We start from the raw sequence: 23,042 nt of genomic DNA on the forward strand, positions 1-23,042 counted from the left end.
CCCGCGGCGCCCGCGCGCCTCCTTTGCTGTTTGGCGGTGGTGGGGGGGGGGGGCGGGGGGGCGGGGGGCGGCCCCCCCCGCGGGCCGGCGCCCCCCCCCCCCCCCCCCCCCCCCCCCCCCCCCCCCCCGCCGTCGTCCGCGCGGGCCTCAGCCCATGTGCGGGTAGCGGTAGTCCGTCGGCGGGACCAGGGTCTCCTTGATGGAGCGGGTGGAGGTCCAGCGCATCAGGTTCTGCTTGGCACCGGCCTTGTCGTTGGTGCCGGAGGCGCGGCCGCCTCCGAAGGGCTGCTGGCCGACGACGGCGCCGGTGGGCTTGTCGTTGATGTAGAAGTTGCCGGCCGCGAAGCGCAGCTTCTCGCAGGTGCGGGCGGCGGCGGCGCGGTCCTGGGCGATGACGCAGCCGGTCAGGCCGTAGGCCGACGCGGACTCCATCTGCTCCAGCATCGCGTCGTACTCGGCGTCCTCGTAGACGTACACGCCGAGGATCGGGCCGAAGTACTCGTCCTTGAAGATCTCGTTCTCCGGGTCGGTGGAGACCAGGACCGTCGGGCGGACGAAGTAGCCCTCGCTGTCGTCGTACGTGCCGCCGGCGACGACCTCGACGGTCGGGTCGGCCTTGGCGCGGTCGATCGCCGCCTTGTTCTTGGCGAAGGAGCGCTCGTCGATGACGGCGGACATGAAGTTCGTGAGGTCGCTGACGTCACCCATGGAGAGGGAGTCGACCTCGGCGGCGAACTCTTCCTTGAGACCGGCGTTCCAGAGGGAGGCCGGGACGTACGCGCGGGAGGCCGCGGAGCACTTCTGGCCCTGGAATTCGAAGGCGCCACGGGTCATGGCGGTCTTCAGCACGGCGCGGTCGGCCGAGGGGTGGCCGACGATGAAGTCCTTGCCGCCGGTCTCGCCGACGAGACGCGGGTAGGTCTTGTACTTCTCGATGTTGGTGCCGACCGTCTTCCAGAGGTACTGGAAGGTCTTGGTGGAACCGGTGAAGTGGATGCCCGCCAGGTCGGGGTGGTTCAGGGCCACCTCCGAGACGTCCTTGCCGTCGCCGGTGACGAGGTTGATGACGCCCTTGGGCAGCCCGGCCTCCTCCAGCACCTGCATGAGCAGGACGGCGGCGAGGGTCTGGGTCGGGGACGGCTTCCAGACGACGACGTTGCCCATGAGAGCGGGCGCGGTCGGGAGGTTGCCGGCGATCGCGGTGAAGTTGAAGGGCGTGATCGCATAGACGAAGCCCTCAAGGGGGCGGTGGTCCGAGCGGTTCCAGACGCCGGGGGAGTTCACCGGGGGCTGCTCGGCAAGGATCTGGCGCGCGAAGTGCACATTGAAGCGCCAGAAGTCGATCAGCTCACAGGGAGTGTCGATCTCGGCCTGCTGCGCGGTCTTGGACTGTCCGAGCATGGTGGCCGCGGCCAGCGTCTCGCGCCAGGGGCCGGAGAGCAGGTCGGCGGCCTTGAGGATGATCGCGGCGCGGTCGTCGAAGGCCATCTCGCGCCAGGCGGGAGCGGCGGCCAGCGCGGCGTCGACCGCCTCCTGGGCGTCGGTCACCGTGGCGTTGGCGTACGTGCCGAGCTTGGCCGCGTGGTTGTGGGGCTGCACGACGTCGAAGCGCTCGCCACCGCCCAGCCGACGCTCGCCACCAATGGTCATCGGCAGCTCGATCGGGTTGCCGGCCAGCTCCTTGAGCTTGGCCTCCAGACGGGAACGCTCCGGGGTGCCGGGGGCGTAGGTGTGGACCGGCTCGTTAACCGGCACGGGGACCTGGGTCACAGCGTCCATAGCGGCCGTGTCTCCTTCGAATTCGATCGATCGTCGGTTGTCGTGTGCGGTCAGCCGCGGCTGGCGAGCGACCGCAGGAAGAACGCGAGGTTGGCGGGGCGCTCGGCGAGCCGCCGCATGAAGTACCCGTACCAGTCTGTCCCATACGGGACGTACACCCGCATACGGTGCCCCTCGGCCACCAGCCGCTCCTGCTCGGCCTCCCGGATGCCGTACAGCATCTGGAACTCGAACTCGGCGGGCTTGCGGCCGTTGCGGTGCGCCAGCTCCTGGCCGATGGCCACCATCCGCGGGTCGTGGGACCCGATCATGGGGTAGCCCTGCCCGGCCATCAGGATCTTCAGGCAGCGCACATAGGCCTTGTCGACCTCCCGCTTGTCCTGGTAGGCGACGGTCGCGGGCTCGTTGTACGCGCCCTTGACCAGCCGCACCCTGGAGCCTTCCCCGGCGAGGGCCCGGCAGTCGTCCTCCGTACGGAAGAGGTAGGACTGCAGCACCGCGCCGGTCTGCGGGAAGCGGGCACGCAGCTCGGCGAGGATCGCGAGGGTGGAATCGACCGCGGTGTGGTCCTCCATGTCGAGGGTCACGGTCGTGCCGGCCTCGGCCGCGGCCTCGACCACCGGGGTGACGTTCTTCAGCGCCAGCTCGTGGCCGCCGGGCAGCGCCTGCCCGAAGGCGGAGAGCTTGACGGACATCTCGGCCCGCTCGCCGAAGCCCTGGGCCCGCAGCCCCTCGGCCAGCTGGAGGTAGGCGTCGCGGTTGCGCAGCGCCTCGGCCGGGTCGGTGATGTCCTCGCCGAGGTGGTCGAGGGTGACCTCCATGCCGCGTGCGGCCAGCGACCGTACGGCGGTCATGGACTCGTCGAGCCGCTCGCCGGCCACGAAACGGTCCACCACGGGGCGGGTGACCGGAGCGGCCGCGACAAGGCGGCGGATGCTGTCGCTGCGCGCGGCGGCGAGGAGCACGGGACCCAGCATGGGCACCTCCACGATTCAGGATGACGAATGCCGGGCGGGCGCCGGGGGCGGGCGCAACGGCAAGGTGAGCCACCTGAAACTTAAGGATCTCGCCATCTTCCTGCCATCGACAGCTGTCACGCCTTCGTGGCCGGGATCTCAGACAGATGTATGAGAATGAGGGAGAGTGGCGGAAGTGAAGTGACGGCAGCCGCGTGAGTGACGCCCGTGACACAGGTGTCAGCCGTGGTGCGAGAGGGAGAGGGGCCCGAGCACGCGATGCGGGGCGACTACCAACAGCTCGTGGACGAGATCTCGGCGGCGCTCGGCGCGCCGGCCACCCTGGAGGACCGGGATTTCGGGCTGATCGCGTTCGGGGCGCACGAGGGTGACGACGACGAGGTCATGGACCCGGTACGCACCCGGTCGATCCTGCAGCGGCGGTCGTCGGCGGCGGTACGCGCCTGGTTCGAGGCGTTCGGGATCGCCCGCGCCAAGACGGCACTGCGCATTCCGCCGGACCCCGCGGCCGGTGTCTTCAAGGGCCGGATCTGTCTGCCCGTACGCCATGGCGGCATCGTGCACGGCTACGTCTGGCTGCTGGACGACGGGCACCTGACGCACCTGGCGCTGGGCGGCCAGGGCACGGAGCCCGACCCCCGGATCGCGCAGGCGATGGAGACCGCCGCCCGGATCGGCGCGCAGCTGGCGGACGAGGCCCGCGCCGGTTCCGAACTCGGCGACCTGCTACGGGAGTTGCTGCTCGCCGGACGGGCCGGCCGGCCGCCGGCCGCGGCCGCGCTCGGCGACGCGCTGCGGGAGGGCCTGCGCTTCACCCCGGGCTCGCCGCTCACCGTGGTCGCGGTGCTGCCCTGGGACATCACCGACACCGACGCCGCGCCGCTGCCGAATCTGCCCGGCCTGCTCGCGGCCTGCGCCCTGCCGGCCGGCGGCGGCCTCCCCGACGACGCGCCGGACGCGGCGGCAGGGGCCGGCCCCGGGCGCGACGGCCGTACCGGTGGCGGGGCCGGCGCGGAGGGCTCAAGCGGCACCTCGTATCCGCCGGAGCCCGCGCCCGCGCTGGCCGCGCTGGTGCGGCTGCGGTCGCCCGGTTCGCTCGCCCCCGCCCATACGGTCGCCGAGCAACTGTTGCGCTCCCCGCGCGCCGGCGCCGTACCGGCCGCCGCCGGGACCCGCCCGCCGCGCACCGCGTCGCGTTCCGGCGGCGGGGCCACCGGATCCGCCCCGCCCCGCCCCGGCGCCGCCGGAATCGGCAGCGCCACGGGCGAGTTGGCCGGGCTGCCGGACAGCTGGCAGGAGGCCCTGGACACCGCACGCGCGGCCCGTGCCGAGCCGCGGCTGGGCACCGTCGCCCAGTGGGACACGATCGGCTCCTACCGCCTGCTGACCGCGCTGCCGGACACCGAACCCGACGCGGCGCTCGCCCCGTTGCTGGCGCCCGCGCACGCCGAACTCGCCCGTACCGCCGAGACGTTCCTCGACTGCGCCGGCCAGGCGGGCCGCACCGCACAGCTGCTGGGCATCCACCGCCAGACCCTCTACTACCGCCTGGGCCGGGTGGAGAAGCTGACCGGCCTCGACCTGAACGAGGGCGAGGACCGACTGCTGCTGCACATGGGATTGAAGGCCGCACGACTGTGAGACGGGCGGCGTCCGGCCATCCCGCCGAAGGACTCAGGTGAACGCGACGGCGGCCACCGGCACGGCCGGGTTCCCGAGGCGGCACACGGTCAGGGTGAAACCGTGATCCGGCGCCCGGCCGGCCGGTCCGCCGTCGCCCTGCCCGGTGTCCGCCCCGTACGTCCCGGGCGCTCCAGGTGGTCGCACCGCCCGGTGGACCAGGTGCCGTGCGCACCGCCCGGTGGACCAGGTGCCGTGCGCACCGCCCGGTGGACCAGGTGCCGTGCGGACCGTCCGTCGCTCCCCCAGGTGTGGGCCGAACTCCGCGGTGAGCCGGTCGGTGGGCACCTGGCGCCGCTCACCCGGCCGCACACCGCAGGGGACGGGCCCCGCCTGCCCTGCGGCGGGGCAGGATCCGCCGGTCGGGAACCGGCGTGCGGCCGGTCGGGAGCCGGTGTGCCGCCCGCCGTCACCGCACCTCCTCGCCCGCCCCCTTCTCGTGCCCCAGCACCTCGCCCGCCGTGACCCGGCGCAGCGCGGTGGCCAGGTCGCGGCCGGTGGGCATCGCGTCAGGGGAGATCAGGGACTGCACCATCAAGCCGGTGAGCAGGGCCTGGTAGAAGGGCCCGACGACGCGCGCCGCCTCGGGACCCACCTCGGTGTCGGGGACGCCTTCGAAGACCGCGACGAGCCCCTCGCCGCCCTGCGGATGCGCCTCACCGATGGCCTCGCGCAGTGCCGCGTCACGCGGCAGCAGACCCAGCACCTCAAGCTGGGCGGCGATGAACTGCGGCTCGGAGGCGATCTGTTGCAGGATCCGGTCCCAGGTGGCGGCGAAGCGGTCCAGTGGTTCGGCCTCGGCGACGGCCCGGTCACCGCCGTGGTCGACGCCCGCGCCCCACTCCTCGATGGAAGCGATGAGCGCCTTGCGCATCAGGGCGTCCTTGGAGCCGTAGTGGTATCCGATGGAGGCGAGGTTGGCGCCGGATGCGGCGACGATGTCGCGGGCGGTCGTGCGCGCGTACCCCTTCTCCAGCAGGCACTGCTTGGCGCCGGCCAGAAGATCTTCGCGGTGTCCCATGGGGCCAGACTAGCGCCGCGCCATACGCCCGTACCAGACGGATGTTTTAGACGTACGTGTAAACCAGAATCTCGGATCCCGGAATCCCGGATTCGCAGAACCGCAGAACCGCAGAATCACGGATGGCGCAGCGTCACGGCATGGCGCAGCCGCGCGGAGCGCGCAGAGGCGTACGTGTCACGCACGCCGCACGCCTACCCGCCGGCCCCTCGCCCGTCGGGCCCGGGAACCAAGGGGCCCGGCCCTCGCGCGAATGCGCCGGGAGGACCGGGCCGGCCGCGCCGGGACAGGGCGCTCGCAGCGGCCGGGCGGGGCGTGCGGCGGACGGCCCCTTCAGCCGGGCCCTCCGCCGCTCCCCCGGGTGGGACGCCGCACCCGGGTCACCGGCGCCGGTCCGGCCCCTGCCCCTTCTTCAGGTCGCCCTTGCCGGTGTGCAGTCCGTCGTCGAACTCCAGCTCCTCCTTGCGGATCTGGGTGTCGATCTCCTTCTGCTCGGTCACCCGCTCGGTCTCCAGCCGCACCCGCTCGACCGGCACGGTCTTCTTGCTGACCACCGCCTCTTCCTCGTGCAGGACGACCTCGACCTCACCCTCGCCGAGCTTCGGCGCGGTACGGCCCGTCATCCGCTCGTCCTCGGTGATCCGCTCGCGGACCATCCGCACTTCCTCGTGACTGACCGGGACAGTGCGGTGCACGTCCTCGGTGACCACGTGCTTGCGCAGATGGGCCCGGCCGCTCTCGTGCTCCTCGGTGCCGATCTGCATCCGCTCCTCGGAGAGGAGGATCTCCGGGTTCTGCTCCTTGGTCCGGGCGTCGTCCTCGTCCCGGCCGCGCGACATGGCCATCTTCCCGGCTCCGGCGCCCGCACCCGCCCCGGCCATCGGCCGGTCCGTGCGTTCCGTGCGCTCGGTGACCAGCTTGTTCCGCTCGCCCTCCGGCATACGGCCGGACTGTGTGGTGTCTCCCATTGCGCCTCCCTTGCCGCCGGCGCCGCTCGCCGCGAGGCCCGCCGCACCACCGGCGGCCGCGCCGCCGGCCATGGTCGTGCCGGTCGAGGTGACGGTGTCGGATCGTGTGGTGGTGTCGCCGGCGGTGGTTCCCGGACGGGTCAGCCCGTAGTGGCGGTAGAGCTGCGCCTCTTCGGACGGGTCGAGGTGTCCGTCGGCATCGATCCGGGGTGCTTCCTTGATCGTGTCCTTGGCGTGCGGAACGCGCAGTTCGTCGCCCGCCCGGCGCGCCCCGGCGAGCGGTACGAAGGTTTCCTTCATCCCGAACAGCCCGGTGCGCACGGTGATCCACTCGGGGGCGTTGGTGGCGTCGTCACGGTAGACCTGCTGGACCGAGCCCACCTTCGCGCCGTCCTCATCGACCACATTCATGCCTGTCAGGTCTTGAGGGGTGTCACCCAGGGGTGCATTCATGGCGTCTTTTCTCCTTCCGCACGCGCCGGCAGGGGCACGCGCAGTTCCCATTGCGCGCCGCGAAAACCCCCTGAGCGAGTCGGGAGACAGGCGCCGAGCGGGCTCCGGCGCCGCCATTAGGGTGATGGCGGGCTCCGTGCCCTCACCGGTCACTACGCCATTCGGGTGAATTGTTGACCGCTCACCCACTCCGCCGGGCGGCGCGACCGCCACCGCCACGAGCGCACGCAAACGGGCCCGGACCCCGCCGAAGCGGAGAACGGGCCCGTTGACCTGCGAAAACCGAAGAATCAGTCGCCGAGGTTCACGGCGCGCACAGAGGTCGCGCCGATCTCCTCGGCGATCTCGGTGAGCACGCTCGGCGGAATCGTGTCGTCGACGGTCAGCGCGACCAGCGCCTCGCCACCGACATCGGCGCGCGACACCTGCATGCCGCCGATGTTGATGCCCGCCTCGCCCAGGATCTTTCCGACGGTGCCGACGACACCGGGACGGTCGCTGTAGCGCAGGAACGCCATGTGGTCGGCGAGCGCCAGGTCGATGGAGTGCTCGCCCACCGCAACGATCTTCTGGGTGTTCTTGTGGCCGGAGAGCGTGCCGGAGATCGACACCTCGTCACCGCCCGCGAGCGTGCCGCGCACGGTTACGACGTTGCGGTGCTCGGGCGACTCGCTGCTGGTCGTCAGCCGCACCTCGACGCCGCGCTCCTGCGCGAACAGCGGGGCGTTGACGTAGGACACCGTCTCGTCCACGACATCCTCGAACACGCCCTTGAGCGCGGAGAGTTCGAGCACCTTGACGTCGTGCTGGGTGATCTCGCCGTAGACCTCGACGTCGAGCCGCAGCGCGACCTCGCCGGCCAGCGCCGTGAAGATCCGGCCGAGCCGCTCGGCCAGCGGCAGACCCGGCTTGACGTCCTCGGCGATGACGCCGCCCTGGACGTTGACCGCGTCCGGCACCAGCTCGCCGGCGAGCGCGAGGCGCACCGACCTGGCGACCGAGATACCGGCCTTCTCCTGCGCCTCACCCGTCGAGGCACCGAGGTGCGGGGTGGCGACGACCTGGTCGAACTCGAAGAGCGGCGAGTCGGTGCAGGGCTCGGAGGTGTAGACGTCCAGGCCGGCGCCGGCGACCCGGCCCTCCTTCAGCGCGGTGGCCAGCGCCGCCTCGTCCACGATCCCGCCGCGCGCGGCGTTCACGATCCGGACCGAGGGCTTGACCTTGTGCAGCGCCTCGTCGCCGATCAGACCGACCGTCTCGGGGGTCTTGGGGAGGTGGACGGTGATGAAGTCCGCGACCTCCAGCAGCTCGTCGAGGGTGAGGAGCTTGACGCCCATCTGCGCCGCGCGGGCCGGCTGAATGTAGGGGTCGTACGCGACGACCTTCATGCCGAAGGCGGACATCCGCTGCGCGACCAGGACGCCGATCCGGCCGAGGCCGACCACGCCGAGGGTCTTCTCGCTCAGCTCGACACCGGTGTACTTGCTGCGCTTCCACTCGCCGTTCTTCAGGGCGGTGTTGGCCTGCGGGATGTTGCGGGCCGTGGCGACCAGCAGACCGCAGGCGAGCTCGGCGGCGGTGACGATGTTGGAGGTCGGGGCGTTGACGACCATCACGCCGGCCTTGGTGGCGGCGGGCACGTCGACGTTGTCCAGGCCCACGCCCGCACGGGCGACGACCTTCAGCTTCTTCGCGGCGGCGATGGCCTCGGCGTCGACCTTCGTCGCGCTGCGCACGAGGATGGCATCGACATCGGCGATGGCGGGGAGCAGGGCGGCGCGGTCCGCGCCGTTGCAGTGCCGGATCTCGAAGTCCGGACCGAGAGCGTCGACGGTGGCGGGCGACAGTTCTTCGGCGATCAGTACGACAGGTTTCGAGCTCACGTGGTCTTCAGTCCTCACTAGTCCTTCGCGGACGGCCGTCCCGACGGCCGAAGGCGGTGAAGGGGGCAGCCGCGTGGAAGACGCACGACGCTGTGAGCCTGACGCGCTTGTGGTGTTGAGTGTAGTGGCGGTTCAGGGAGCGTCCTGCGCCGAAGCGTAAGGATCACCCGTGCGTGTTCTACGCGGTGGACAACGCGGCGCCGCACGAGGCGGCGCCGCGTCGTCCCCTGGGCTCAGGCCTCGTCGTCGACCCAGCTCATCAGCTTGCGCAGCTGCTTGCCGGTGGTCTCCAGGAGGTGGTTCTCGTCGGCCTTCTTGTACTCGTTGTACTTCGGCAGACCGGCGTTGTACTCGGCCATCCAGTTGTTGGCGAAGGTGCCGTCCTGGATCTCGGCGAGCACCTTCTTCATCTCGGCCTTGGTGTTGTCGTTCACGATCCGCGGACCGGTGATGTAGTCGCCCCACTCGGCGGTCTCCGACACCGACCAGCGCATCTTCTCCAGGCCGCCCTCGTACATGAGGTCCACGATCAGCTTCAGCTCGTGGAGGCACTCGAAGTACGCGATCTCGGGCTGGTAGCCCGCCTCGACCAGCGTCTCGAAGCCGGCCTTGACCAGCGCGGAGGCGCCGCCGCAGAGCACGGCCTGCTCACCGAACAGGTCGGTCTCGGTCTCCTCGGTGAAGGTCGTCTTGATGACGCCCGCACGGGTGCCACCGATGCCCTTGGCGTACGAGAGCGCCAGCGCGAAGCCCTTGCCGGTGGCGTCCTGCTCGACGGCCGCGATGCACGGCACGCCGCGGCCCTCTTCGTACTGGCGGCGCACGAGGTGACCGGGGCCCTTGGGGGCCACCATGCACACATCGACGCCCTCGGGGGCCTTGATGAAGCCGTAGCGGACATTCAGGCCGTGGCCGAAGAAGAGCGCGTCGCCCTCCTTGAGGTTGTCCTTGATGGACTCCTCGTAGACCTTCGCCTGGATCGGGTCCGGCACCAGGATCATGATGACGTCGGCCTCGGCCGAAGCCTCGGCGGGCGTCACCACGCGCAGGCCCTGCTCCTCGGCCTTCGCCTTGGACTTGGAGCCCTCGTGCAGACCGACGCGCACATCGACACCCGAGTCACGCAGGGACAGGGCGTGGGCGTGGCCCTGGCTTCCGTACCCGATGACCGCGACCTTGCGGTTCTGGATGATGGACAGGTCGGCATCGTCGTCGTAGAACAGCTCGGCCACTTCGGGTATCTCCTTGGATCTAGCTGGTTGCCCACACAGTACGTCGGGCGTGGTGGTGAAGGTTCGCGGGTCTCGCCATGCGAACGGGGGGGTGGCGCCGTGCCGGCCGGGCACGGCGCCGGGCGGTCCGGAAGGGACCGGGGGGTGGATCAGGCCGTACGGTCCAGGGCCCGCAGCGAACGGTCCGTGATGGACCGGGCGCCGCGCCCTATGGCGATGGTGCCGGACTGCACCAACTCCTTGATCCCGAAAGGCTCCAGCATCTTCAGCATCGCCTCCAGCTTGTCACTGGATCCGGTGGCCTCGATGGTGACGGCCTCCGGGGAGACGTCCACGGTCTTGGCGCGGAAGAGCTGGACGATCTCGACGATCTGCGACCGGGTCTCGTTGTCGGCGCGGACCTTGGCGAGGACGAGCTCACGCTGGATGGCGTGGCCCGGCTCCAGCTCGACGATCTTCAGGACGTTGACGAGCTTGTTGAGTTGCTTGGTGACCTGCTCCAGCGGCAGCGACTCGACGTTGACCACGATGGTGATGCGGGAGATGTCGGGGTGTTCGGTGACACCGACCGCGAGGGAGTCGATGTTGAAGCCGCGGCGGGAGAACAGGGCGGCGATCCGGGCCAGGATGCCGGGCGTGTTCTCCACCAGGACGGAGAGGGTGTGCTTGGACATGGTCGGTCTTCTCTCTTCTTCCGTGCGTCCGTGACGTCCTGGGCTCAGTCGTCTTCGTTGTCGCCGAAGTCGGGACGCACGCCCCGGGCGGCCATGACCTCGTCGTTGGAGGTGCCGGCGGCGACCATCGGCCACACCTGCGCGTCCTCGTGGACGATGAAGTCGACCACGACCGGGCGGTCATTGATGGCGTTGGCCTTGGCGATGACCGCGTCCAGCTCGGCCGGGTCCTCGCAGCGCATCGCGACGCAGCCCATGGCCTCGGACAGCTTCACGAAGTCCGGGACGCGGGTGCCGCCGCTGGACTTGCCCGGGGCGGCGACGCCGTCCTCGGGACCGCTGTGCAGCACGGTGTTGGAGTAACGCTGGTTGTAGAACAGCGTCTGCCACTGGCGGACCATGCCCAGCGCGCCGTTGTTGATGATCGCGACCTTGATCGGGATGTTGTTCAGCGCACAGGTGACGAGTTCCTGATTGGTCATCTGGAAGCAGCCGTCGCCGTCGATCGCCCAGACCATCCGGTCGGGCTGACCGGCCTTGGCGCCCATCGCGGCGGGAACGGCGTAGCCCATCGTCCCGGCGCCGCCGGAGTTCAGCCAGGTCGAGGGCTGCTCGTAGTCGATGAAGTGGGCGGCCCACATCTGGTGCTGGCCGACGCCCGCGGCGTAAATGGTGTCGGCGGGGGCGAGCTTGCCGATCCGCTCGATGACCTGCTGCGGGGAGATGCTGCCGTCCTCCGGCAGGTCGTAGCCCAGCGGGTAGGTGTCGCGCCAGCGGTTGAGGTCCTTCCACCAGGCGCTGTAGTCGCCGCGGTGGCCCGCTTCGTGTTCGGCCTGGACGGCGACGATCAGGTCGGCGATGACCTCGCGGGCGTCACCGACGATCGGCACATCGGCGGCGCGGTTCTTGCCGATCTCCGCCGGGTCGATGTCGGCGTGCACGACCTTGGCGAACGGCGCGAAGGAGTCCAGCTTGCCGGTCACGCGGTCGTCGAAGCGGGCGCCGAGGGTGATCAGCAGGTCCGACTTCTGCAGGGCGGTGACGGCCGTGACCGCGCCGTGCATACCGGGCATGCCGACATGCTGCGGGTGGCTGTCGGGGAACGATCCCAGCGCCATCAGGGTCGTGGTGACCGGCGCGCCGGTCAGCTCCGCGAGCACCTTCAGCTCGGCGGTGGCGCCGGCCTTCATCACGCCGCCGCCGACGTAGAGCACCGGGCGCCTGGACTCGACGATCAGCCGGGCGGCCTCGCGGATCTGCTTGGCGTGCGGCTTGGTCACCGGGCGGTAGCCGGGCAGCTCGGTGTGCGGCGGCCAGACGAAGGTGGTCTTGGCCTGCAGCGCGTCCTTGGCGATGTCGACCAGGACCGGGCCGGGACGGCCGGTGGAGGCGATGTGGAACGCCTCGGCGATCGTCCGCGGGATCTCGGCCGGGTCGGTGACGAGGAAGTTGTGCTTGGTGATCGGCATCGTGATGCCGCAGATGTCCGCCTCCTGGAAGGCGTCCGTGCCGATCGACGCGGAGGCGACCTGACCGGTGATCGCGACCAGCGGGACGGAGTCCATGTGGGCGTCGGCGATGGGGGTGACGAGGTTCGTGGCACCGGGACCGGAGGTCGCCATGCACACCCCGACCTTGCCGGTGGCCTGGGCGTAACCGGTGGCCGCGTGCCCCGCGCCCTGCTCGTGCCGCACCAGCACGTGCCGGACCTTCGAGGAGTCCATCATCGGGTCGTACGCGGGAAGGATCGCACCGCCGGGGATGCCGAACACGGTGTCGGCCCCGACCTCCTCGAGCGAACGAATGAGGGACTGCGCACCCGTGACGTGCTCGACGGCGGCGGGCGCCTGCGTTCCGCCGGAGTTACGGGCCCGCGGCTGCGGATGGTGGGCCCCGGAGGCCTGCTCGGTCATCTGCGTCTCTTCTCGAAGCTGAGGGTTTTGACGGGATTTGTGAGGTTGCTGTGCAACAAAAAACCCCTCGTGCCGTATGGCAAGCGAGGGGAGCGCGTCGGGGGGAGTGAGCTGGGCTTCGTCAGGGGCCCGGCTTCAGCCGACGCGCTTTCCAAGTACGAGAATTCGGGTGCGCATGGCACTGACCTTCCCCCCGGCGCGCTATGAGTGTCAAGTGGGTGGGACAGGGGTCTCACTATTTGAGCGCAATGGCGGATGGGTGAGCGAATCCGGACCCGCCGCGCCGCCGTGCCGGACGGGCAGGCCACTGCCGCTGAGCACCACCGCCCGGCTCCCGCCCGCCGCCTCCGGCACCGGGTACGCGCCGAGCGTCAGGGCGCGCCGCAGCCGGTGTTCGTCGAGCGGCCCGGAGAAGGCCATGCCCTGGCCGTGGGTGCAGCCCATGGAGCGCAGCGCGAGGACCTGTTCGGGCAGATCGACACCGTCCGCGACGGACTTCATGCCGAGGTCGGAGGCGATCCGCAGCAGCCCCGCGGTGATCTTGTGCAGCCGGGCGGACTCCACCACGCCGTCGACGAGACCGCGGTCCAGCCGCAGCACGTCGATGGGGAGCCGGCGCAGCGCGCTGATGGCGGCGTAACCGCTGCCGAAACCGTCGAGGGCGATGCGTACGCCCAGCCGGCGCAGCGCGACCAGCCGGCGCTCCAGCTCGTCCAGCGGAATCCGGGGGTCGCTTTCGGACAGCTCCAGCACGAGCGCGCCCGAGGGGAGGCCGTGCCGGGCGAGGAGCGTCTCGATCATCTTGGGAGACATCCCCTTCCGGTCGGCGTCCAGCAGCCGGCGGGCGGAGAGCCGGACGGCGACCGGGGCCTGATGCCCGGCGTGATGCCGCAGCGCGGCCTGCTCGACGGCCTCCTCCAGCTGCCAGCGGCCCAGCTCGGCGGTGCGGTCGGCCTCCTCGCCCGGCCGGCCGCGCTCGCCGACCCGGAGGAACTCGGCGGGCGTGAACAGGATGCCCTGCGCGGAGCGCCAGCGGGCATGCGCGGCAACGGCCGTGACGCGGCCGCTGGCGAGCTCCACGACCGGCTGGTGCAGCAGGGCGAATTCACCCTCGTGCAGGGCCGTACGGAGCTTGGTGGCGAGTTCGGCGCGGTGCGCCACCTCGGCCTGCATCTGCGGGGCGTACAGCTCCACCCGGCCCTTGCCGGCCTGCTTGGCGCGGTACATCGCGACGTCGGCGTTGCGCAGGAGGCCGGCCGGGGTCACCCCGGGCTCGGCGAAGGCGACGCCGATGCTGGCCGCGACCCGGACCTGCCGGCCGTCGATGGGGTACGGCTCGGAGAGCTTGATGCGCAGCCGGTCGGCGATCTCGTGGATGCGGAACTCGCGGGCGGCCTGGTCGCGGGTGCCGTCACCGGTGATCAGCGCGGCGAATTCGTCGCCGCCCAGCCGGGCCGCTATGTCACCCGAGCGCACGGACTCCCCGAGCCTGCGGGCGGCCTGCACCAGCAGTTCGTCGCCGGCCTGGTGCCCGATGGTGTCGTTGACCTGCTTGAAGCCGTCGAGGTCGATGTAGAGCACGGCGGTGTCGTGGTCGGTGGAGCGGCGGCCGGTGACGGCCTTGCTGACGCGTTCGGTGAACAGCGCGCGGTTGGGGAGGTCGGTGAGGGCGTCGTGCGAGGCGTTGTGCTGGAGCTGGGCCTGCAGGCGGACGCGTTCGGTGACGTCCCGGGAGTTGAAGATCAGGCCGCCGTGGTGGCGGTTGACGGTGGACTCGACGTTGAGCCAGCCGTCGCCGCCGGAGCGCTGCTCGCCGGCCCGGAAGCGGCATTCGATGCGGGTGGTCGGTTCGGTTTCGGGCGAGGCCGCGAGGAACCTGCGGACCTCATGGACGACCCGCCCCAGGTCCTCGGGGTGGATCAGGGTCGCCAGCTCGGACCCGACCAGCTCCTCGGCGTCGCGGCCGTAGACGCCGGCGGCGGCGGGGCTGACGTAGCGCAGCACGCCGGTCGGGGCGGCGATCATGATGACGTCGCTCGACCCCTGGACCAGGGACCTGAAGTGGTTCTCCTTCTGGGCGAGTTCCTGGGTCAGGGTGATGTTGTCGAGGAGCATGATGCCCTGGCGGATGACGAGGGCGAGCACGACCGTGCAGCCGGTGAAGAGCACCACGCGGTCCAGGCGCCGGCCGTCCAGGACGTTGGTCAGGATGCCCAACGTGCAGACGGCGGCGGCGAGATACGGGGTCAGGGCGGCGAGCGAGCCCGCGATGGGGCGGCTGCCGTGCGGCTGGGCGCGGCGCGCGGCGCGCTCGAAGTCGTCGCCGACGCGCTGGACGTCCTCGTCGCCGGGGGCCGTGCGGCGGGCCACCCAGGGGGCGTACGCGAGGAGTATCGAACCGGCGAACCAGCCGGCGTCCAGGATCTGGCCGGAGCGGTAGTGCTCGCGCAGCAGCGGCGAGCTGAACAGGGCGTCGCACAACACGGTCAACGCCAGTGCGGCGATGGCGGTGTTGACGGCGGAGCGGTGCACGGAGGAGCGTTTGAAGTGCAGCGCGAGGACCATGCTCACCAGCACGATGTCCAGCAGCGGGTAGGCGAGCGACAAGGCCGCCTGGGCCACGCTGCGGCCCTGGAGGTGGCTGGTGTGCGCGAGCGCCAGGCTCCAGGAGAGGGTGAGCAGCGAGCCGCCGATCAGCCAGGCGTCCAGCCCGAGGCAGATCCAGCCGGCCCGTGTCACCGGCCGCTTGGCCAGCACCAGGAGGCCGACGATGGCGGGCGGCGCGAAGAGCAGGAAGCAGAAGTCGGCGAGGGAAGGGCTGGGCACGGCGGTCCGCCGGACCACTTCGTACCAGCCCCAGATGCCGTTGCCGATGCCTGCCATCGCGGACGAGGCGGCGAACAGTATCCACGCCGGACGGAAGCGGCTGTGGTGCCTGCGGGCGTACAGACCGCAGGAGACGGCCGCCACGAGGGCCGCGACACTGAGACCGAAGTCCCCCATGAACAGCGCCACTTCGGCGGATCCCCAGCCGAAAGCGGCGCCGACGGCATAGCCGCCGCAGATGCCGGCCAGCGCGATCTGGGGCAGCGCGCCGGCCGGGCCGCCGGTCGGCGCGGGTGACCGTGAGAGCACCGCCCCCGGGGCGCTCACCGTTCTCTCCCGCTCGTCGATGCGCGCGATCGTGGTCGGCGCACCTTGGGGTCCAACGGTATTCCCGCGGGCGCTCGTGGATCGCGCGTCTCGCGATTCGTCCATCGGCCGTACATCGCCCGTCGCCCCCCTCGAGTTCCGGATCCTTCGCACCGCGTCGCTTGCAGCGTGGCGCGGCCCCCGATCGGGACGATACACCAGTTCCGTCACTCAGGGACATAGTCTCTCTACGGAGCGTGACTACCTGCGGGATTGCGAACACCCCATGCAGTCGTACGGCCTCGTAGCGCTACCCGCAAGCGTTTCAGCGGGCCGTGGCGACCACGTTCCGCAGGGGCTCGCCGGCCGCGAAAAGCGCCAACTGATCACGCAGCAGCCGCTTCGCGCGGGGCAGGAAGGCAGAGCTGGGGCCGCCGACGTGTGGAGTGATGAGCACGCCCGGAGCGTGCCACAACGGGTGACCGGCCGGCAGGGGTTCCGGGTCGGTCACATCGAGTGCCGCGCGCAGCCGTCCCGCTTCCAACTCGGCGAGCAGCGCCTGGGTGTCGACGATTTTGCCGCGCGCGATGTTGACGAGGAGTGCGCCGTCCTTCATGCGCGCCAGGAAATCCCGTCCCACCAGGCCATGAGTGTCTTCGGTGAGCGGGGTGGCCAGGACGACGACGTCGGCATCGGGCAGGAGGGCGGACAGGGAGGAGAGTGGATGCACGGGACCGCGCACAGTCTCACGAGCGGTGCGCGCGATGCGCGCCACCCGCGCGCACTCGAAGGGAGTGAGCCGGTCCTCGATGGCACTGCCGATCGAACCGTAGCCCACAATGAGCACCGACTTGTCGGCGAGTGCCGGCTGGAAGCCCTGCCGCCACTCCCCCGCATCCTGGCCGCGGACGAAGTCGGGGATGCCGCGCAGCGCCGACAGGGTCAGGGTGAGCGCGAGTTCGGCGGTGCTGGCGTCGTGCAGCCCCCGAGCGTTGCACAGTTCGGCACCGGACGGCAGCTCCGGCAGTGCGGGCAGCATGTGCTCGATGCCGGCGGTCAGGGTCTGTACGACCCGCACCCGGCTCATCCGCGACAGCGGGCGCAGGCAGGTCTCCGGGCTCTTCATGTAGGGGACGCCGTAGAAGACGCAGCGCTCGGGGTCGGCGGGATACTCCGGCCCCGCGTCCCAGTGGACGTAGTGGAGTCCGTCGGGCAGACCGTCGATCTCGTCGGGCGGGATGGGCAGCCACACGTCGGGCACGTCTGCGCGCGGGTCTGAAGAAGCCATGGTCAGAGGCTATGCGAAGTGGCGTTCGGTTCAGACGTTAGTTTGGGTGCGGCCCTTGATCGGGGGCGAGGGGACGGAGGCACAATCAGGTGGAGCGCAGGACAATCGGTGCGGCAGCGCTCGAAGTGGGCGCCATCGGACTCGGCTGCATGCCGATGAGCTGGGGCTACACCGCCTCGCAGCGGAGCCTGGACACCTCGCTGCGGGCCGTGCACACCGCGCTCGACCAGGGTTGCAGCCTGCTGGACACCGCCGACATGTACGGCCCTTTCACCAACGAACTGCTGGTGGGCCGGGCGTTGAAGGAACGGCGGCGGGACGCCTTCGTCTCGACCAAGTGCGGGCTGCTGGTGGGCGAGCAGCACATCGTCGCCAACGGGCGGCCCGGCTATGTGAAGCGGGCCTGTGACGCGTCGCTGCGCCGGCTGCAGACCGACTGCATCGATCTCTACCAGCTGCACCGCGCGGACCCCGAGGTGCCCATCGAGGAGACGTGGGGCGCGATGGCGGAGCTGGTGGCGGCCGGGAAGGTGCGGTCGCTGGGCCTGTGCGCGGTGGGCGCACGGGCGGTCCGGCCGCCGCGGGCCGCCCGTACGGAGCGGCAGCCGGCCGGTGGGGCGCGTCCCCGGTCGCGGATGCATGACGGGACGCTGCGCCAACTGGAGCGTATCCAGCAGGTGTTCCCGGTCAGCAGTGTGGAGGCCGAGCTGTCGGTGTGGTCGGCGCACGCGCTGGAGGAGCTGCTGCCGTGGTGCGATTCGCGCGGGGTGGGCTTCCTGGCGGCGATGCCGCTGGGGAACGGCTATCTGACCGGCACCCTCACCCCGGGGCAGGGCTTCGAACCGGAGGACCTACGGGCCCGGCATCCCCGTTTCACCGCCGAGATGATGGCGGCGAACCAGCCGGTGGTGGCGGGGCTGCGGCGGGTCGGCGCCCGGCACGGCGCGACGCCGGGGCAGGTGGCCCTGGCCTGGGTGCTGGCGCAGGGGCGGCACGTGGTCGCGGTGCCCGGGACGAAGAAGGAACGCTGGGCGGTGCAGAACGCGCAAGCGGCTCAGCTGCGGCTGGACGGCGCGGACCTGGCGGAGATCGCGGCGCTGCCGCCGGCCCTGGGGTCCTGGTACTGAACGCGTGATGCCGCCGGGGCCCGCCGTCCGGCTCGCGGCCGGCCGCCCCGCGCCGGATCATGGCGGGTGGCGGTGGCCAGGCCCGGTGATGTCGTCAGATGACGCGCCGGGACGGGGTGAGCGCCGTGAACGCGGAGGACCACTGCCGCGAGCCCGCCCGTGGGCGCCGACGGGACGTTGCCGACACCCCCCGGGGACCGGGGAAGGCGCGGCGCCGGGCGGTGCGATGTGGTGTCCTTGTCCACGCCTGCCGACGAGAGGACCCTGCCGTGCAACACCGTTCCCGGACCGCCGTGTTGGCCGCCGCTTCGCTGCTTCTGGCGGCCGGCTGCTCCTCCGGCGGCGCGCCGACGTCGAACGGCGGGGCCGCGGCCACGGCCGAGCGCCCCGGCGAGGGTGTCTCACCCGGCTCGGGGAGCGCCGCCCCGTCGTCGACGGCGTCACCGGCGCCGCCCGCCAAGGGGTCGGTGAAGGTGACCGCCACCCTCACCACCGGCCTGAAGTCGCCGTGGGGCGTGGCGGTGCTGCCGGGCGGTGATCTGCTGGTCGCCTCCCGCGACACCGGGGAGATCATCCGGGTCGCCGCCGATGGCGGGAAGAAGACGGTGCTGGGTTCGGTGCCGGGTGTGAAGCCGGGCGGCGAGGGCGGGCTGCTGGGACTCGCGGTGTCCCCGACGTTCGGCACCGACCACTTGATCTACGCGTACTTCACCACCGAGACCGACAACCGCATCGCGCGGATGCTCTACGACGAGCAGCGGCCGAAGGGGGTGCAGCTCGGCCAGCCCGACACGGTCTTCAAGGGCATTCCCAAGGGGCAGATCCACAACGGCGGCCGGATCGCGTTCGGCCCGGACAAGATGCTCTACGCCGGGACGGGCGAGACCTCGGACACCGGGCTGGCGCAGGACAAGAAGTCGCTGGGCGGCAAGATCCTGCGGATGACGCCGGACGGCGAACCGGTGCACGGCAATCCGTCGGCGGATTCGGTGATCTACGACTACGGCCACCGTAATGTGCAGGGCCTGGCCTGGGACGGCGCCAAGCGGCTGTGGGCCTCGGAGTTCGGGCAGGACACCTGGGACGAGCTGAATCTGATCGAGCCGGGGAAGAACTACGGCTGGCCGGAGGTCGAGGGCAAGGGGAGCGCCGCGGACGCGGGGTTCGTGAACCCGGTCGCGCAGTGGAAGACCGCGGACGCCTCGCCGAGCGGAATCGCGTACGCCAAGGGTTCGCTCTGGATGGCGGGGCTGCGGGGCGAGCGGCTGTGGCGGATCCCGCTGGACGGGACGAAGCCGGTGGCGGCCCCGCAGGCCTTCCTGAACGGGAAGTACGGGCGGCTGCGGACGGTCGTCTCGGCGGGTGGCGGCGTGTTGTGGCTGGTCACCAGCAATACGGACGGCCGGGGCGAGGTGCGCGGCGGAGATGACCGGATTCTCCGGCTCAAGGTGACCTGATCCCTCTTTCGCGTGGCCTGCCTACACTCGGGTACCAGGGGGGCAGGTCACTCGATTGGGGGCTTGATGTTCAACGTTGCCGAAGAACTGTTCGCACCCGGCCGTCAGCACACGGAGGAGGAGCGGCAGAAGATGTCGCTCGTCGTCGACGATGTGGGGGACGCCGATCCCGGCACCGGCCCGATCGACCTGTCCTCGGGCACGGTCGTCGTCAAGGCGCGCCCGGCCAGGGACGCCCCGGACGACGCGGGCTGAGGCCCGGCCGCCCGCGCCGTCAGCCGACCGTCGGCTCGCCGAACAGGCGCAGCCGGTGGGCGACGGCGCCCGCCTCACCACGGCCGGAGACGCCCAGCTTGGCGAGGATGTGCGAGACGTGGACGCTGGCCGTCTTCGGCGAGATGAACAGGGTGTCGGCTATCTGGCGGTTGCTGTGGCCCTCGGCGACCAGGCGCAGGACGTCCCGCTCGCGCGGGGTCAGGCCCAGCTCCTCGGCGGGGGCGGCCGGTGAGCCGCCCGGGGCGTCGGCCGGGGTCGGGTCACCGGACGCCACGGGGACGGTGGTCGCCGAGAGGCCCGGGAGCGGGACGCGGGCCCGCCGGGCGAGGAGTTCGAGTTCGCCGGTCAGGGGGTGGGCGCCCATGCGCGCGGCGGCGGTGTGGGCCTGCGCGAGGAGGAGTACGGCGGCCTCGCGCGGGGTGCGGCCGCCCAGGCCGGTGGTGGCGCGCTCGGTGCCGTGCAGCAGGGATTCGGCCCAGCGGTAGCAGGCGCGGGCGAGTTCGTGCGGGCGCTGGAGGGGGTCGAAGGCGGCGACGGCGCGGGCCCAGGCGTCCGGGGTCTCCCGGCCTTCGGCGCGCAGGAGTTCGGCGTCGACGGCGAGGCCGTAGGCATCCCAGACCGGGGAGAGCCGGGGCAGGCACTTGGCGGCTTCCCTGATGCGGGTCAGGACTGCCGCACGGCCCGGTCCGGCGGCGGGCAGGCCACGGGCATCGGCTTCGGCGGTGGTGGCCGACCACAGGAGCGGCCAGGCGTAGCGCTGGGTGCCGGGCGGGAAGCCGGAGTCCAGACTCTGCTGGAGGATGCTGCGGGCGTCCAGGATCCGGCCCTGCGCGGCGGCGATGCACAGGGCGTGCCGGGACATCGGGATGGCGTGCTGCGGCTGCGGGTCGTGGGTGCCGTAGTGCTGCTGGGCGACGGCCAACTGCTGCTCGGCGAGGGCGATTTCTCCCTTGCCGATGGCGAGGTCGATGAGGCGGTTGGTGGCCAGCGCGATGGACCGGGTGTTCTGCGCGAGGCGTCGGGCGTCGGCGGCGGCCTCCGCGGCCTGGTCCCAGAGGCCGAGCGACTGCAGCGATTCGGCGCGGTTGCCCTGCACCCAGCAGGTGCTGGTCTTGAGGCCGTAGCGGGTGGTCAGCTCGACACCGCGCTCGGCGGCCTCGACGGCCTCGCGGGAGCGGCCGACGCCCTCCAGGGTGGAGGGGAGGTTGACGTAACCGCGGGCGATGACGGCGTGGTAGCCGCGGTCGAGGGCGAGGTCCAGCGCGGCCCGCAGGTCCGTGATGCCCGCCTCGACCTCGCCGGCGTCGACGCGCAGGCCTGCCAGGGTCACCCGGGAGTTCAGCTCGGCCTCCTCATCGCCCACCAACTTGGCGAGTTCCACGGCGCGTTCGGCGGTCGCGAAGGTGCCGGGGCCCGGTTCGTGCAGCACCGCCCAGCTGGCGACGGTGGCCAGGACCGTGGCGTGCACGGGGGACGGCGGCAGGCCGCGCATCAGCTCCTGCGCCTTGCCCAGGTCCTCCCAGCCGTCGCCGCGGCCGGTGCCCTGGACGATGCGGGAGCGCTGCACCAGGAACCAGGCGGTGCGCAGGGGGTCGCTCTCCTCGCGCAGGGCCCGCAGGGCGCGCTTGGTGATCGTGAAGGCCCGCTCGCTGTCGCCGGAGAGGCGGGCGGCGACGGTGATCTCGGCGAGCAGGTCGAGGAAGCGCAGCGCCTCGCCGGTGTCGTCGTCGCCGCAGGCCGGATACGCCTCGGTGAGATCGACCGGGCGCACGCCATGGCGGACCTCCTTGGGGGCGTCGTCCCACAGTTCCAGGGCGCGGTCGAGCAGCCGCAGCTGTTCGGCGTAGGCGTGGCGGCGGCGGGCCTTGACGGAGGCGGCGAGGACGGCGGGCAGCGCCTTGGCGGCGTCATGGGCCTTGTACCAGTAGCTCGCCAGGCGGGCGGCGCAGACGTCGGAGCGGACCAGGCCCGGCTCGGCCTCCAGGGCCTGGGCGTAACGGCGGTTGAGGCGGGTGCGCTCGCCGGGCAGCAGGTCGTCGACGACGGCCTCGCGGACGAGGGCGTGCCGGAAGCGGTAGCCCGTGCCGTCCTGGGTCGGCACCAGGGCGTTGCTGCCGACGGCTGCCCGCAGGGCCTCGATGAGGTCGTCCTCGGGCATCCGGCAGACGGCGGCGAGGAGTTCGTGTTCGACGGTGGAGCCGCCCTCGGCGGCGGTGCGCACCACGCGCTGGGCGTCCTCGGGCAGCGCCTCGACCCGCACCAGCAGGAGGTCGCGCAGCGGGTCGCTGAGGCCGTGCAGGCAGCCGTCGGAGAGGCTGCGGGCCAGCTCCTCGACGAAGAAGGCGTTGCCCTCGGAGCGGTCGAAGACGCGGTCGACGGTGGCTTCTTCGGGGTCGGCGCCATTGATCCCGGCGATCTGGGAGCGGACCTCGGCGCGGTTGAAGCGGTCCAGCTCGACGCGCTGGACCGTACGCATCCGGTCGATCTCGGCGAGGAAGGGGCGGAGCGGATGGCGGCGGTGGATGTCGTCGGAGCGGTAGGTGGCGACGAGGAGGACGTTGGCGTCGTGCAGTGAGCGCAGGAGGTAGGCGAGCAGTTCACGGGTGGAGCGGTCGGCCCAGTGCAGGTCCTCGATGACGACGACGATGACGCGGGGGCCGCCGCTGCGGTGGGCGGCGAGCCGCTCCAGGAGGCGGGCGGTCAGCTCGAAGAGCCGGGCGCGGCCGGTCTCCTCGCCGTGCGACTCGCCGGCCGTCTCGCCCAATTCGGGCAGGATGCGGGCGAGTTCGCCCTCCTGGCCGGCCACGGCTGCGGCGAGTTCGTCGCGCAGGTGCCAGTTCAGGGTGTGCAGGATCGCGGAGAAGGGCGCGAAGGGCAGGCCTTCGGACCCGATCTCGATGCAGCCGCCGAGGGCGACCAACGCGCCTTCGGCGCGGGCGGCTTCGGTGAACTCCTCGATGAGCCGGGTCTTGCCGACACCGGCCTCGCCCCCGATCAGCAGCGCCTGCGGGGCGCCGGACGCGGTGACACGCGCGAGCGCGTCACGCAGCGCGGTGAGTTCGGCCGCGCGGCCGACGAACACGGGACTGACGGACCTGGTCTCCACGCTGGTGAGCATCGCACAGGCGTCTGACAATCCGGCACCCGATTTCAGCAGGCGAAACGCCCGGCCCGGTGCGGGG

The 23,042-nt window shown here is 71.6% G+C and carries 15 protein-coding genes; 4 read left to right on the forward strand and 11 right to left on the reverse strand.

Annotated elements, in window-relative coordinates:
* Window positions 1-147: 147 nt before the first annotated feature.
* Window positions 148-1,779, reverse strand: a complete 1,632-nt coding sequence (gene pruA / locus ACIRQ7_RS00965) for an L-glutamate gamma-semialdehyde dehydrogenase (protein ID WP_401463337.1) — start codon at window positions 1,777-1,779, stop codon at window positions 148-150.
* A 50-nt stretch (window positions 1,780-1,829) separates the two neighbouring features.
* Entirely contained in the window at window positions 1,830-2,756 is a 927-nt protein-coding gene (locus ACIRQ7_RS00970) for a proline dehydrogenase family protein (protein WP_404258933.1), read from the reverse strand.
* Between the two features lie 258 nt (window positions 2,757-3,014).
* Between ACIRQ7_RS00970 and ACIRQ7_RS00975 the strand changes: the two genes are divergently transcribed.
* Window positions 3,015-4,397, forward strand: a complete 1,383-nt coding sequence (locus ACIRQ7_RS00975; protein WP_404260037.1) for a PucR family transcriptional regulator — start codon at window positions 3,015-3,017, stop codon at window positions 4,395-4,397.
* A 448-nt stretch (window positions 4,398-4,845) separates the two neighbouring features.
* Here the strand turns inward: ACIRQ7_RS00975 and ACIRQ7_RS00980 are convergent, their stop codons facing one another.
* From ACIRQ7_RS00980 to ACIRQ7_RS01015, 8 genes are all read right to left on the reverse strand, one after another.
* Complete coding sequence (locus ACIRQ7_RS00980; protein ID WP_404258935.1) at window positions 4,846-5,457, reverse strand: TetR/AcrR family transcriptional regulator; 612 nt, start codon at window positions 5,455-5,457, stop codon at window positions 4,846-4,848.
* Between the two features lie 380 nt (window positions 5,458-5,837).
* On the reverse strand, window positions 5,838-6,878 hold the full coding sequence (locus tag ACIRQ7_RS00985; RefSeq protein WP_404258936.1) for a PRC and DUF2382 domain-containing protein: 1,041 nt from the start codon (window positions 6,876-6,878) through the stop codon (window positions 5,838-5,840).
* 290 nt (window positions 6,879-7,168) lie between these two features.
* A complete protein-coding gene (serA, locus tag ACIRQ7_RS00990; protein ID WP_401463329.1) occupies window positions 7,169-8,761 on the reverse strand; it encodes a phosphoglycerate dehydrogenase in 1,593 nt (530 codons plus the stop codon).
* A gap of 233 nt (window positions 8,762-8,994) precedes the next feature.
* A complete protein-coding gene (ilvC, locus tag ACIRQ7_RS00995; RefSeq protein WP_401463327.1) occupies window positions 8,995-9,993 on the reverse strand; it encodes a ketol-acid reductoisomerase in 999 nt (332 codons plus the stop codon).
* Between the two features lie 149 nt (window positions 9,994-10,142).
* Window positions 10,143-10,667 (reverse strand): acetolactate synthase small subunit, encoded by a 525-nt coding sequence (gene ilvN / locus ACIRQ7_RS01000; protein WP_401463325.1) that lies wholly within the window; start codon window positions 10,665-10,667, stop codon window positions 10,143-10,145.
* Between the two features lie 44 nt (window positions 10,668-10,711).
* Complete coding sequence (locus ACIRQ7_RS01005; RefSeq protein WP_404258937.1) at window positions 10,712-12,580, reverse strand: acetolactate synthase large subunit; 1,869 nt, start codon at window positions 12,578-12,580, stop codon at window positions 10,712-10,714.
* 210 nt (window positions 12,581-12,790) lie between these two features.
* Window positions 12,791-15,733 carry a putative bifunctional diguanylate cyclase/phosphodiesterase gene (locus ACIRQ7_RS01010; RefSeq protein WP_404258939.1) on the reverse strand — a complete coding sequence of 981 codons (2,943 nt, stop codon included), beginning with the start codon at window positions 15,731-15,733 and terminating at the stop codon, window positions 12,791-12,793.
* A 304-nt stretch (window positions 15,734-16,037) separates the two neighbouring features.
* The gene (locus tag ACIRQ7_RS01015; RefSeq protein ID WP_401463319.1) at window positions 16,038-17,000 is read right to left on the reverse strand and encodes a 2-hydroxyacid dehydrogenase; all 963 of its coding nucleotides are present in this window, start codon (window positions 16,998-17,000) and stop codon (window positions 16,038-16,040) included.
* Between the two features lie 89 nt (window positions 17,001-17,089).
* On the opposite strand from ACIRQ7_RS01015, the gene ACIRQ7_RS01020 reads away from it, so the two are divergent.
* The 3 genes from ACIRQ7_RS01020 to ACIRQ7_RS01030 all read left to right on the forward strand — a co-directional run bounded on the left by ACIRQ7_RS01020 (window position 17,090) and on the right by ACIRQ7_RS01030 (window position 19,839).
* Entirely contained in the window at window positions 17,090-18,127 is a 1,038-nt protein-coding gene (locus tag ACIRQ7_RS01020) for an aldo/keto reductase (protein ID WP_404258941.1), read from the forward strand.
* Between the two features lie 269 nt (window positions 18,128-18,396).
* Complete coding sequence (locus ACIRQ7_RS01025; protein ID WP_404258943.1) at window positions 18,397-19,584, forward strand: PQQ-dependent sugar dehydrogenase; 1,188 nt, start codon at window positions 18,397-18,399, stop codon at window positions 19,582-19,584.
* 66 nt (window positions 19,585-19,650) lie between these two features.
* On the forward strand, window positions 19,651-19,839 hold the full coding sequence (locus tag ACIRQ7_RS01030; RefSeq protein ID WP_404258945.1) for a DUF6191 domain-containing protein: 189 nt from the start codon (window positions 19,651-19,653) through the stop codon (window positions 19,837-19,839).
* A 19-nt stretch (window positions 19,840-19,858) separates the two neighbouring features.
* On the opposite strand, the gene ACIRQ7_RS01035 is transcribed toward ACIRQ7_RS01030, so the two are convergent.
* Window positions 19,859-22,978 (reverse strand): helix-turn-helix transcriptional regulator, encoded by a 3,120-nt coding sequence (locus ACIRQ7_RS01035; protein WP_404258947.1) that lies wholly within the window; start codon window positions 22,976-22,978, stop codon window positions 19,859-19,861.
* Window positions 22,979-23,042: the final 64 nt, after the last annotated feature.

Source organism: Streptomyces sp. NPDC101393, from assembly GCF_044767385.1.
GTDB lineage: Bacteria > Actinomycetota > Actinomycetes > Streptomycetales > Streptomycetaceae > Streptomyces.